Here is an 11,304-nt window from a genome sequence, read left to right on the forward strand (position 1 = left end):
GAACACAGCGAACCTGGAATTGACTAGGCCGCGTCTCTCATTCTTCGAGACTCGGCCTAGCGTGCTGGTTGGTCGCTCCGCAAGCTCCGCGACTAGTCTCAGCGCATGACCGAGTTGACCACGTGGGAGTACGCGACAGTTCCTCTGCTGACCCACGTCACGAAGCAAATCTTGGACCAATGGGGATCCGACGGTTGGGAGCTCGTCACCGTGCTGCCCGGTCCGACGGGCGAACAGCACGTGGCGTATCTCAAGCGTCCCAAAAGCTGATGGCGTGGACAGCGCGCCTGGCTGAGCTGGGCATCGAACTTCCGCCGGTCGCCGCCCCGGTCGCCGCGTACATTCCCGCGGTGCAGACCGGCTCGCTGGTCTACACGTCCGGCCAGATCCCGATCGTCGGCGGCAAGGTCGCGTTCACCGGGAAGGTCGGAGCGGACGTGTCGGCCGAAGACGCGAAGGCGGCCGCCAGGATCTGTGCGCTGAATACGCTTGCGGCCGTTCACGATCTGGTCGGCATCGATTCGGTGGTCCGAATTGTCAAGGTCGTCGGGTTCGTCGCGTCCGCGGACGGTTTCACCGGACAGCCCGGCGTCGTCAACGGTGCATCCGAGTTGTACGGCGAGGTCTTCGGCGATGCCGGAAAGCATTCGCGATCGGCCGTGGGAGTGTCCGAGCTGCCGCTCGGAGTTCCGGTCGAGGTCGAGCTCATCGTCGAGGTCGCGCCGTAAGGTTGGGTCATGACGTTGGAGCATCCCGCGTACGGCCAACTCCGCCAGGTCACGCCGACGGCGGCGGTTCTGCTGGCGAACAATCCCGGCAAGATGACGCTCGACGGAACCAACACCTGGATCCTTCGAGCGCCGGGTAGCGATTCGTGTGTCGTCGTCGACCCGGGTCCTCGAGACAAAAGTCACGCCGCAAGGATCGCGGAATTCGGTCCGGTGGCTCTGACTTTGGTGACTCACCGCCACTTCGACCACACTGCGGGCGTCAAGCGGCACGTGAAGCTGACGGGCAGCCCCGTCCGATCTGCCGATCCGAAGTTCCTGCGAGGCTCGGAGACTCCGCTCGCGGCAGGCGAGGTTATCGAAGCGGCGGGTCTGCGCATCGAAGTGCTTGCCACGCCCGGTCACACGGGCGATTCGGTGAGCTTCGTGCTCGACGACGCTGTGCTCACGGGCGACACGATCCTCGGCCGCGGGACCACCGTGATCGACACACGGGACGGCACGCTCGCGGACTACCTGGCCTCGTTAGAGGCGTTGGCTGCGATCGGCGGCGGGCGTCGCCTGCTGCCCGCGCACGGACCAGACCACCCCGACACCGCAGACGTCGCCCGCGCTTACCTGGCCCACCGGCAAGAACGCCTCGACCAGGTCCGGGGTGCGCTGGAGGTGCTGGGTCCGAACGCGAAGCCGATGCAGGTCGTCAGACACGTCTATTCCGACGTCGACAAGAAGCTGTGGCCCGCTGCCCGCAGCTCGGTCAAGGCTCAGCTGGAGTACCTACGCTCGTGAGTCTTTCAGGAGTCTCTGGACTCCCAAAAGACTCACGAGAGTCAGCGGGCTCGTCGGGCCAAACGCTCCGAGTCGGAAATAAGCACGCTCTTGCCTTCCAGCCGCAACCATCCGCGATGTGCGAAATCAGCAAGCGCCTTGTTGACCGTCTCTCGTGATGCGCCGACGAGCTGCGCGATCTCTTCCTGAGTGAGGTCGTGCGTGACGCGGAGCGCGCCACCCTCCTGAGTGCCGAACCGCTGGGCGAGCTGCAGCAACGCCTTCGCCACGCGACCGGGAACGTCGGTGAAGATGAGGTCGGCGAGGTTGTTGTTGGTGCGGCGCAACCGTCGAGCGAGAACGCGAAGCAGCTGCTCGGCGATCTCCGGACGCTGGTCGATCCATTCCTTCAACGCGTCGCGGTCCATGCTCACGGCGCGGACCTCGGTGACCGTTGTCGCGGTCGAGGTGCGCGGGCCGGGGTCGAAGATGGAGAGCTCGCCGAACATGTCCGACGGACCCATGATGTACAGCAGGTTCTCGCGACCGTCCGGCGAACGGCGGCCGAGTTTCACCTTGCCGGAAATGATGATGAACAAGCGGTCGCCGGGTTCACCTTCGTTGAAGATGACATGACCGCGCGGAAAATCGACGGGGTGCAGTTGCTGGCTGAGGGCAGCGACCGCCGACGGCTCGACTCCTTGGAAGATGCCGGCTCTGGCCAGGGCCTCGTCCACGTGTGCTCCTTAAAAGGCAAGGTGTGATGGCAAGCAGTTGATTTCAAGCGCGCGTAACGAAGCGGAGTCTACTGTGCCCGGTACCAACGGTAGTGACATAGGCCACTAGGTACTCGAAGTTTGTGCCCTGGAAAGTTATCAGGAGGGTGTTTTGCGGGCCTCTCAGCTGGCTCGAACGCTCAGCTGGGCACCGGTGCGGGCAGTCCGCTGGCCGGTTCCGCGATTGCGGAGTCGCTGAAAGCGGGCCAGCGCGTCGGGCATGTTGTTCTTTGCTGCAGCTACCTCGGCGTTGATCGTCTTGTCCAGGTATTCCTGGGCGTCGCCTTGTGTGTGAGTGATGCGCCGGAGGCGGACCTCCAGGCGCTCCATAGCCAGCGCGAACAGCATGAGCAACACCGGGAACAGCACCACAGCGAGTCCTTGCATACCGAGGAGTAAACACGGCGAAGGTCTCAGAAGGAACACGGCGCCCGAATTCTTTTCATCTGGGTCCGTACAGTTATGAGGTGCCTGCGACTCACACTTCCGGTAACGGAACCTCTTCGTCCGGCGGCAACCGCGAAGAGACGAAGCTCGGCTTGGTGCGGCGGGCCCGGCGGATGAATCGAAAGCTCGGCGAAGCCTTCCCGCATGTCTACTGCGAGCTCGATTTCACGACTCCGCTCGAATTGGCCGTTGCCACAATACTTTCGGCGCAGTGCACCGACGTGCGCGTCAACGAGACGACGCCTGCGGTTTTCGCGAAGTACTCGACGGCGCGCGACTACGCCGAGGCGGACCGCGCCGAGCTGGAGGAAATGATCAGGCCGACCGGCTTCTTCCGGAACAAGGCGAACTCGCTGATCGGTCTCGGTCAGGCGCTGTTGGCGAACTTCGACGGTGAAGTGCCGCACACCATGGCGGAGTTGGTGACGCTCCCAGGAATCGGTCGCAAGACTGCCAACGTCATCTTGGGAAACGCATTCGATATCCCAGGAATCACGGTCGACACCCACTTCGGCAGGCTCGTCCGACGATGGGGTTGGACCACCGAAGAAGACGCCGTGAAGGTCGAGCATGCGATCGGTGAGCTGATCGAACGCAAAGAATGGACGATCCTGTCGCACCGGGTGATTTTCCACGGGCGACGGGTGTGTCACGCGCGCAAACCGGCGTGCGGCGTGTGCGTCCTGGCGAAAGACTGCCCGTCCTACGGGTTGGGACCGACCGATCCCGTGACTGCCGCCAAGCTGGTCAAGGGCCCTGAGACGGATCACCTGCTCGCACTGGCCGGTCTGTGAGATGACGATGCCCAACGCGGGTCGGTGGGGAATCGCTGCCCTCATCGTCATCGGCGCGTTGGTCGTTGCCCTCTGGCCTCGCGGCGAGCACGACGACCGCGCTGACCAGCCGAGCCCTACTGCCACCGCGGAATCGCCCGAACAACTGCTGCAAGCGCGAACGGAGGCAGCGCTTGCGGACTGTCCAGCGGGCGACCAAGCCGCGTCGGGACCGTTGGCAGGTATCACGCTCGAGTGCCTCGCCAACGGTCGGTCCGTCGATCTCGGGCGAATCCTCGCGGGGCGGCCGGCATTGCTGAATCTGTGGGCCTTCTGGTGTGCGCCTTGCGCCGAGGAGTTGCCCGTGCTTGCCGAATACGCAGCGAAGACGCCCGGCGTCGACGTGCTGACCGTCCACTCCGATGCGTCACAAACGCGTGCGCTCGCGCGACTCACCGACCTCGGCGTCCGGCTCGGCGGCGTCCAGGACGCGGGCGCGAAGGTGCGGGCCGCAGTCGGCGCGCCGAGCGTGCTGCCAATCACGGTCCTGGTCAGGCCGGACGGCACGATTGCAAAGGTGATTGCGAAACCGTTCACCAGCGTGGACGAGATCGCGGCAGCCGTCGAAGCAAATCTAGGAGTAGCGGCATGAGCACCGACGACGTGCCGCCGTGGCTGCACAAGATCGCGAACAACGCGCCGTCCGATCCGCACGGCACAAACCCCGTCATTTCCCGTTTCGCCGAAGCTGACGCTGCTGCGCGGAAAGCGGCGGTACTCGTGTTGTTCGGCGGGTCGCCGGCGTCGGATCCCGCCGCAGCGGGCGGTTTACCCGCCGATGCCGATGTGCTTCTGACGCAGCGCGCGTCGACGATGCGGCAACACCGCGGTCAGGTTGCCTTTCCTGGTGGCGGCAGAGATCCCGACGACGACGGACCCGTCGCCACCGCCCTGCGTGAGGCCCAGGAAGAGACGGGCCTCGATCCTGCAGGCGTTCAGCTCCTGCGCGTCCTGCCTGGCATCTATGTCCCGCCTTCGAAGTTCGACGTCACAACGGTCGTCGCGTACTGGCGCACGCCGAGCCCTGTGCACGTGGTCGACGCGCAGGAGGCCGAGCGAGTGGTCCGCGTTCCCCTACGCACCCTCATCGACCCCGCGAACCGGTTCGTCGTAGTCCACCCCCTCGGCTACCGCGGGCCCGCATTTTCCGTGGACGGGCTCGTCGTATGGGGCTTCACGGGCGGCATACTCGCCGGCCTGCTGGCCGTATCGGGTTGGGAAGTCGAATGGGACGTCAACGACGTGCGTGATCTCGAGTCGACACTCGCTGCGGCCGGTATGGGTGACACTCTTACTCGCACACCCGAGATGGATTCTCCGTCGCTTCGAGGAGCCGACTGAATGACCTCATCGAATTGGCTCGACATCGGCGTTGTTTTGGTCGCCGTACTCGCCGCGTCATCCGGGTGGCGGCAAGGCGCCGTCGCATCCGCGCTGGCGTTCACGGGTGTCGTCCTCGGCGCGGTGGCGGGCATCCTCATCGCACCACACGTGCTCCAGCACGTCGACGAAGGTCGTAGCCGAGTTCTGGTCGGAGTACTGCTGATCGTCACCCTCGTGATCGTGGGCGAGGTCGCAGGGATGGTGCTGGGCCGCGCAGCACGCAGCAGTATGCGTAACCCGGTCGCTCGCACGGTGGACAGCACGGTCGGTGCCGCGTTGCAGTTGGTTGCGGTACTCGTCGCAGCATGGCTGCTCGCGGTCCCGTTGACGGCGTCGTCGCAGCCGCAGGTCGCCGCCGCGGTCCGTGGTTCGAATGTGCTGAGCAAGGTCGATGAGGTCGCTCCCGACTGGATGCGCGGCCTGCCGAACGAGTTCCGCTCGTTTCTCGACACCTCCGGACTGCCCGATGTGATCCCGCGGTTCCGCCGCACACCGATCACATCGGTCGAACCACCCGACGCCAGCGTGTTGTCCAGCCCGGTAGCGAGGGACCTGCAGCAGAGTGTTGTCCGAATCAAAGGCATTGCCCAGAGTTGCCAGCGCGCGCTGGAAGGCTCGGGTTTCGTCGTCGCGAAGGACCGCGTCATGACGAACGCGCACGTCCTCGCCGGAACATCGGGAGTCACCGTCGACACCGCCGACGGACCGTTGGACGCACAGGTCGTGTTGTTCGACCCCACAGTGGACATCGCGATTCTGGCCGTCCCGAATCTCACGGTCGAGGTCGACGGGCAGCAGGTGCGTGGAAAGGTGCTCAGCTTCGCCGACAAGCTCGCCGACACCGGTGACGACGCGATCGTCCTCGGCTACCCCGGTGGCGGCCCGTACACGGCCAGTGCAGCACGCGTCCGCGAGCGAATCGACCTCTCGGGGCCGAACATCTATCGCACCGGCAACGTCGAGCGTGAGGTCTACACGGTCCGAGGGCAGATCAGGCAGGGCAACTCCGGTGGTCCGCTGGTCGACGAGCACGAGCGAGTGCTCGGCGTCGTGTTCGGCGCGGCAGTGGACGACAAGGAGACGGGCTTCGTCTTGACGAAGAGTGCGGTCGAGCAGCAATTGGCTCAGGCTCCGGCTCTGACCGAGACGGTCCCAACCGGCGACTGCATCGTGTAGTCGCAGCTCAACCCTCGTGAGTCTTTTAGGAGTCCCTGGACTCCTAAAAGACTCACGAGCAGCGGGTTACGGGTGGGCTCCCACAAAACGGGCGAGTTCGGCATTGACCTCGTCCGCGCGCTCCTGATGAACGAAGTGGCCTGCACCCGGAATCGCACACAGCTGCCTGTGTGGTGCCCATTTCGTGCATCGGGCAAGCGTGCTGACCAGGATGTAGGGGTCGTGATCGCCATGCAGCTGGATCACCGGGATAGAAATCGGGCGGTCCATCTTCGCCATGAACTTGCGACCGTCCGGCCGCCACTGGCTACGAAACGCCCACCGCTGATACTCCAGCGCCGAGTGCGCGACGCCGGGAATCTGAATCGCGGACCGCATTCGCCTTGCTACGTCGGTGAATTCGGCCGATCGCGGCCACAACGGTCCGGACCTGGTGCGCAGCAGTCGCTCGACTTCGAACCCGTCGTGCTTGATCAGGGACCGCTCCGGTAGCAGCGGGAGCTGGTACTTCAGGAACGACGGCAACCACGCGGACCGCTGCGGACGGTCTCGCAGGACGCCGCGTTTGAGTGCGATCGGGTGAGGGGAACTGACCAAGGCAATGGACCGCACGAGCCTCGGATGCAACACCGCGGTCGCCCAGCAGACCAACCCGCCGTCGGCATGCCCGACGAGGGTGGCGCTCGTATACCCGAGCGCGCGGATCAATCCAGCGATGTCGCCTGCGAGCGTCCAGCCGTCGTAGCCGCGCGGCGGCTTGTCCGAATCGCCGTAACCACGCAGGTCCACAGCGACCGCCCGGTACCCGGCGTCGGCCAAACCGGTCAGCTGGTGGCGCCACGACCACCAGAAGTCGGAGAAGCCGTGCAGCATCACGACAAGCGGAGCCTGCGCCGAGCCGGTATCCGCGATATGGAAGCGGATACCGTTGGCGTGAACGTCACGGTGGGTCCAGGGACCGTCGAATCGAACGGTGGAGGGATCCGGATAGTCCACTAGCTGTTGAGCGCCCCGCTCGCGTGCTTGCCGTCGAACGGTCCGTGTTCGGCTCCGCCGGGCAGCACGAGCTTCGCGTCTTTGAGCGAGTCGATCGTCTTCTGCGGCGCCCGAATCTTGCGCACTCGCAGGAAGCCGAGCAGCCCGAAGAGGATCGCGGTGAACAGCATCAGCAGGAAGACGAGAAGGAACGCCAGCCAGCGCGACATCCACAGCTGGTCGAAAAGCTCGGCGAGGAAGAAAAAGAAGTAGAACGAGCTGAAGAGCAGCACGGTCAACGCCAGGATGAAGAAGACACTGCCTTGCAGGGCTTTCTTGACCTCGCCGGTCACCTCCGCCTTCGCGAGGGCTACCTCTGCGCGGACCAGGGTCGATACCTGCGTCGTCGCGTCCTTGACCAATGCGCCGATGCTTCCCTCGCCGGGAATCTCCACATCGGAGAGCGGAATCGAGGCAATGGTCGTCGGAGCTCCAGAATCGGGCGCGGCGTGACGTCCACCGCTCTTGTCCCGGCCGTTATTGCTCTTCGTGAAGCTCACTTGTCGACCCCTCCGGTGTCCTGGTTCTGCCGGTCATTCCTTTATTGCGTCACGACGCGCCTGGTGCACACGGCCGCGTCGCAACAGTAGCGCCGATCCCATGAGCGATGCGGCTAAAGACGTGACGAGCACCGCAGCTTTTGCGATCTCGACATCACTCTGGTCACCGGCACCCGTCAGCGCGAGTTCTGCTACGAGAAGGCTAACGGTGAAGCCGATTGCCCCGAGCACCGACAGTGCGAACAGGTCCCTACCGACCAGATTCTTCGGGCGCGTCGCGATCCCGAGCTTGATCGCGAGCCAGCTGATTCCGAAGATTCCCACCGTCTTTCCGACGAGCAGGCCCGCGATGATCGCGAGTGAAATCTTGTTGGTGAACAGGTGGCCGAATACCTCGCCGTTCATCGGCACACCCGACGCGAACAGCGCAAACAGCGGAACGCACAGACCCGCGGAGATCGGTTGGATGCGGTGCTCCAAGCGTGTCGCGGGCGCCTCGTATTCGCCCGGATCCTTGCGCACTCGGGTCAGTAGGCCCAGCGCGACGCCGGCAATTGTCGCGTGGATGCCCGACGCATGAACGGCGTACCAGGTGAACAACGCCAGCGGGACGTAGAGAAACGGCGTGGTTATCCGTCGATACTGGGCAAACCAGTAGGTCGCGAAGCAGACCGCGGAGACTGCGAGCCACACGATGGCGATCGATGCGGTGAACAGCACCGCGATCAGCAGGATCGCGAGCAGGTCGTCGACGACAGCGAGGCTCAGCAGAAAGACCCGGGCACCGGCCGGAATCTTGGATCCGGTCATGGCAAGAACTGCCAGCGCGAACGCGATGTCGGTGGCGACGGGGATCGCCCAACCGCGGTCCATTCCGGGAGCGCCGAACCCGATCACTGCGGCGATGACCGCAGGCACCACGACGCCACCACACGCGGCGATGACTGGCAGTAACGCCTTCTTTCGGTCGGCGAGCTCGCCGACCACCAACTCTCGCTTGAGCTCGAGGCCCGCCACAAAGAAGAAAACCGCCAAGAGCCCGTCTTGCACCCATGCGCCGACGCTGAGGTCGAGGTGGATCGCGGAGATGCCGAACACCGTGTCGCGGACCGTTGCATAGGTATCGGCGACAGGCGAATTGGCCCAAATTATCGCTGCTGCGGCGGCGACCAAGAGGATTGCGCCGCCCACCGTTTCGATGCGCAGATAACGCATCAGCTCAGAGCGGAGCGGCTGGATCACGGGTCCCTCTCGGTCGTTGTATTTCCGCTGGCAGGGGTGGGTAATCCGAGCCCTCGGGGGGGTTATCGAAGAAAGCGATTCAACCGAAGATTGTTCTCACGCAAACCTCTACAAGGAGTGGTTCCCATGACCGTTTTGGAATTCACCGAGTACTTCATCCAGATGGCGATGTCCGAAGACGTCGAGATGCTCGACGAAGCCGCGTGAGCCACCCGAACCGTGCGTGAGTTCGGCCCTCAGGGGGCCAAACTCACGCACAGGGGGTTAGCTGCTTCGAATTGCCTCGAATACCTTCGGATCGACCAACGTGGATGTGTCGCCCAGTTCGCGACCTTCCGCAACGTCGCGGAGCAAGCGCCGCATGATCTTGCCGCTGCGAGTTTTCGGTAGCTCCGGGACGATGTGAATCTCGCGCGGTTTCGCGATCGGACTGATGGCTCGCGAAACCTCCGCTTTCAGCTCGTCCACCAAGCCATCGCTGCCGCCCTTCGCGCTGGCCTTGAGGATGACGAACGCGACGATGCCCTGCCCGGTCATCTCGTCCGATGCGCCGACGACGGCAGCCTCGGCAACACTGTGATGCCCGACCAGCGCGGACTCGACTTCCGAGGTCGAGATTCGGTGCCCGGATACGTTCATGACGTCGTCGACGCGACCGAGGACCCAGAAGGCGTCGTCCTCGTCGACTTTTGCGCCGTCACCAGCGAAGTACCAGCCCTGCTCGGCGTACTTCTCCCAGTACGTCGCCTTGTAGCGCTCCAAATCACCCCAGATGCCGCGCAACATCGACGGCCACGGCTGGTCCAATACCAAGTAACCGACCGCCTCGGTCTCACCGAGAGCGATGTCGTTGCCGTCGTCGTCGACGACCTTCGCCGAAATTCCGGGCAGCGGCCCCATCGCAGCGCCCGGCTTGGTAGCGGTGACGCCGGGCAGTGGGCTCATCATGATTGCCCCGGTTTCGGTCTGCCACCAGGTGTCGACGATTGGGACGTTGTCGCCACCGATGTACTTGCGGTACCAGCGCCACGCTTGCGGGTTGATCGGTTCGCCGACCGAGCCGAGCAGTCGGATCGAGGACAGATCGTGCGCCTCGGGGATGGCGTGGCCCCACTTCATGAACGTCCGGACCAAGGTGGGTGCGGTGTAATAGATTGTGACGCCGTACTTTTCGACGATCTCCCAGTGGCGATGCTCGTTCGGTGAATTGGGGGTGCCTTCGTAGACGACTTGGGTGGTCCGGTTGCTGAGCGGTCCGTAGACGATGTAGGAGTGCCCGGTGACCCAGCCGATGTCGGCGGTGCACCAGTAGACGTCCTGACCGGCTTTGTGGTCGAAGACGTAGTGGTGGGTGTAGGAGGTCTGGGTCAGGTAGCCGCCCGTGGTGTGGACGATTCCCTTTGGCTTCCCCGTCGTGCCCGAGGTGTAGAGGATGAACAACGGATGCTCGGAATCGAAAGCCTCCGCAGTGTGTTCGGGTGAAGCCTCGGCCACCGTTTCGTGCCACCAGGCGTCACGGCCTTCGGTCCAGGGGACCTCGACGTTCGTACGGCGCACGATCAGAACGTGCTCGACAGAATGCGGGACGTCGCCGTGGGCGTAGAGCGCCTCGTCGACGGCTTCCTTCAGCGGTGCGGATTTGCCACGTCGCCATTGACCGTCGGTGGTCACGATGAGGCGGGCTTCGGCGTCGTCGACCCGGCTGCGCAGCGCCGAGGGGGAGTAGCCGGCGAAGACGACCGAGTGGGTCAGGCCAAGGCGAGCGCAGGCCAGCATCGAGATGATGGCTTCGGGGATCATCGGCATGTAGATGGCGACGCGGTCGCCGGCTTCCAGACCGAGTTCGGTGAAGTAGTTTGCGGCCCTGGAGACTTCGGCGAGCAGGTCGTTGTAGGTCAGGTCGCGTGAGTCGCCGGGTTCGCCTTCCCAGTGGATGGCGACCTGGTCGCCGTGACCGTCGAGGACGTGGCGGTCGACGCAGTTGTAGGCGACGTTGAGCTTGCCGCCGACGAACCATTTCGCGACCGGTGCGTCGGTCCAGTCGAGGACCTCGGTGAACGGCTCGTGCCAGTGCAGTCGCGCTGCTTGGTCGGCCCAGAAGCCGAGTCGATCGGCCTCTGCAGCGGCGGCGAGTTCAGGTCCGGCGTTGGCAGCCTGCGCGAACTCGGGGGTGGGTGGGTATGCGTCCTGAACCGATTTCTCGGTGTCGGTCATGGCGGCGCCTCTTCCTGGATCGACGGTTCGCGCGTCGAGACGGCGGTTCGCCCCATCCCGAGCGGAATTCCCATGGCCGACGTTAGCCGATGTGACTGGCGTCGCACGCTTCACGTCACGATTGAAGACCGCATACCGCCGGGAAGGCGAGACAAGGACCGTTCAGGTGGCTAATGTCTCCCGCATTCCAACAAGCGGGAGT

Annotated in this window: 13 protein-coding genes; 7 read left to right on the forward strand and 6 right to left on the reverse strand. The window is 64.3% G+C overall.

Going from position 1 to position 11,304, the window contains the following annotated elements; all coding sequences use genetic code 11:
* The first annotated feature begins 105 nt into the window (after positions 1-105).
* Genes FGL95_RS17570 through FGL95_RS17580 form a run of 3 tightly spaced genes read left to right on the forward strand, consistent with a single transcriptional unit; the run spans position 106 to position 1,517 of the window.
* Positions 106-270 carry a Sp36 family protein gene (locus FGL95_RS17570; RefSeq protein WP_169589198.1) on the forward strand — a complete coding sequence of 55 codons (165 nt, stop codon included), beginning with the start codon at positions 106-108 and terminating at the stop codon, positions 268-270.
* Entirely contained in the window at positions 270-728 is a 459-nt protein-coding gene (locus FGL95_RS17575) for a RidA family protein (protein WP_169589200.1), read from the forward strand. Before FGL95_RS17570 ends, FGL95_RS17575 begins: the two co-directional genes overlap by 1 nt.
* A gap of 9 nt (positions 729-737) precedes the next feature.
* Entirely contained in the window at positions 738-1,517 is a 780-nt protein-coding gene (locus FGL95_RS17580) for an MBL fold metallo-hydrolase (protein WP_169589202.1), read from the forward strand.
* Between the two features lie 41 nt (positions 1,518-1,558).
* Here FGL95_RS17580 and FGL95_RS17585 read toward each other — a convergent pair whose 3' ends face one another.
* Both FGL95_RS17585 and FGL95_RS17590 read right to left on the reverse strand, forming a co-directional pair.
* Complete coding sequence (locus FGL95_RS17585; RefSeq protein WP_169589204.1) at positions 1,559-2,233, reverse strand: cyclic nucleotide-binding domain-containing protein; 675 nt, start codon at positions 2,231-2,233, stop codon at positions 1,559-1,561.
* A gap of 162 nt (positions 2,234-2,395) precedes the next feature.
* The gene (locus tag FGL95_RS17590) at positions 2,396-2,659 is read right to left on the reverse strand and encodes a hypothetical protein (protein WP_169589207.1); all 264 of its coding nucleotides are present in this window, start codon (positions 2,657-2,659) and stop codon (positions 2,396-2,398) included.
* A 173-nt stretch (positions 2,660-2,832) separates the two neighbouring features.
* On the opposite strand from FGL95_RS17590, the gene nth reads away from it, so the two are divergent.
* From nth to FGL95_RS17610, 4 genes are read left to right on the forward strand one after another with little or no spacing between them, the layout of a single operon-like run.
* Positions 2,833-3,513, forward strand: a complete 681-nt coding sequence (gene nth / locus FGL95_RS17595) for an endonuclease III (RefSeq protein WP_169589786.1) — start codon at positions 2,833-2,835, stop codon at positions 3,511-3,513.
* Between the two features lie 7 nt (positions 3,514-3,520).
* A complete protein-coding gene (locus FGL95_RS17600) occupies positions 3,521-4,144 on the forward strand; it encodes a TlpA family protein disulfide reductase (protein ID WP_169589788.1) in 624 nt (207 codons plus the stop codon).
* Positions 4,141-4,893 carry an NUDIX hydrolase gene (locus tag FGL95_RS17605; RefSeq protein ID WP_169589209.1) on the forward strand — a complete coding sequence of 251 codons (753 nt, stop codon included), beginning with the start codon at positions 4,141-4,143 and terminating at the stop codon, positions 4,891-4,893. The genes FGL95_RS17600 and FGL95_RS17605 overlap by 4 nt, the downstream gene beginning before the upstream one ends.
* Positions 4,894-6,111 carry a MarP family serine protease gene (locus FGL95_RS17610; RefSeq protein ID WP_169589211.1) on the forward strand — a complete coding sequence of 406 codons (1,218 nt, stop codon included), beginning with the start codon at positions 4,894-4,896 and terminating at the stop codon, positions 6,109-6,111. It begins immediately after the preceding gene.
* Positions 6,112-6,177: 66 nt separating this feature from the next.
* Here FGL95_RS17610 and FGL95_RS17615 read toward each other — a convergent pair whose 3' ends face one another.
* The 4 genes from FGL95_RS17615 to acs all read right to left on the reverse strand — a co-directional run bounded on the left by FGL95_RS17615 (position 6,178) and on the right by acs (position 11,102).
* Positions 6,178-7,107 carry an alpha/beta fold hydrolase gene (locus FGL95_RS17615; protein WP_169589213.1) on the reverse strand — a complete coding sequence of 310 codons (930 nt, stop codon included), beginning with the start codon at positions 7,105-7,107 and terminating at the stop codon, positions 6,178-6,180.
* Positions 7,107-7,565 carry a phage holin family protein gene (locus tag FGL95_RS17620; RefSeq protein ID WP_338079927.1) on the reverse strand — a complete coding sequence of 153 codons (459 nt, stop codon included), beginning with the start codon at positions 7,563-7,565 and terminating at the stop codon, positions 7,107-7,109. Before FGL95_RS17620 ends, FGL95_RS17615 begins: the two co-directional genes overlap by 1 nt.
* A gap of 114 nt (positions 7,566-7,679) precedes the next feature.
* Positions 7,680-8,888, reverse strand: coding sequence for a Na+/H+ antiporter NhaA (gene nhaA, locus FGL95_RS17625; RefSeq protein WP_169589217.1), 1,209 nt, complete (start codon positions 8,886-8,888; stop codon positions 7,680-7,682).
* A gap of 264 nt (positions 8,889-9,152) precedes the next feature.
* Entirely contained in the window at positions 9,153-11,102 is a 1,950-nt protein-coding gene (gene acs, locus FGL95_RS17630; RefSeq protein WP_169589219.1) for an acetate--CoA ligase, read from the reverse strand.
* Between the last annotated feature and the right edge of the window lie 202 nt (positions 11,103-11,304).

Source organism: Antrihabitans stalactiti (genome assembly GCF_012932915.1).
Classification (GTDB): Bacteria; Actinomycetota; Actinomycetes; order Mycobacteriales; family Mycobacteriaceae; genus Antrihabitans; species Antrihabitans stalactiti.

Excerpts from the sequence above, each read along its gene's own strand:
- FGL95_RS17610 (WP_169589211.1), top strand. The coding sequence starts at position 4,894 with ATGACCTCATCGAATTGGCTCGACATCGGCGTTGTTTTGGTCGCCGTA.
- FGL95_RS17570 (WP_169589198.1), top strand. The coding sequence starts at position 106 with ATGACCGAGTTGACCACGTGGGAGTACGCGACAGTTCCTCTGCTGACC.
- FGL95_RS17575 (WP_169589200.1), top strand. The coding sequence starts at position 270 with ATGGCGTGGACAGCGCGCCTGGCTGAGCTGGGCATCGAACTTCCGCCG.
- acs (WP_169589219.1), bottom strand. The coding sequence starts at position 11,102 with ATGACCGACACCGAGAAATCGGTTCAGGACGCATACCCACCCACCCCC.
- FGL95_RS17590 (WP_169589207.1), bottom strand. The coding sequence starts at position 2,659 with ATGCAAGGACTCGCTGTGGTGCTGTTCCCGGTGTTGCTCATGCTGTTC.
- nth (WP_169589786.1), top strand. The coding sequence starts at position 2,833 with ATGAATCGAAAGCTCGGCGAAGCCTTCCCGCATGTCTACTGCGAGCTC.
- FGL95_RS17580 (WP_169589202.1), top strand. The coding sequence starts at position 738 with ATGACGTTGGAGCATCCCGCGTACGGCCAACTCCGCCAGGTCACGCCG.
- FGL95_RS17600 (WP_169589788.1), top strand. The coding sequence starts at position 3,521 with ATGCCCAACGCGGGTCGGTGGGGAATCGCTGCCCTCATCGTCATCGGC.
- FGL95_RS17605 (WP_169589209.1), top strand. The coding sequence starts at position 4,141 with ATGAGCACCGACGACGTGCCGCCGTGGCTGCACAAGATCGCGAACAAC.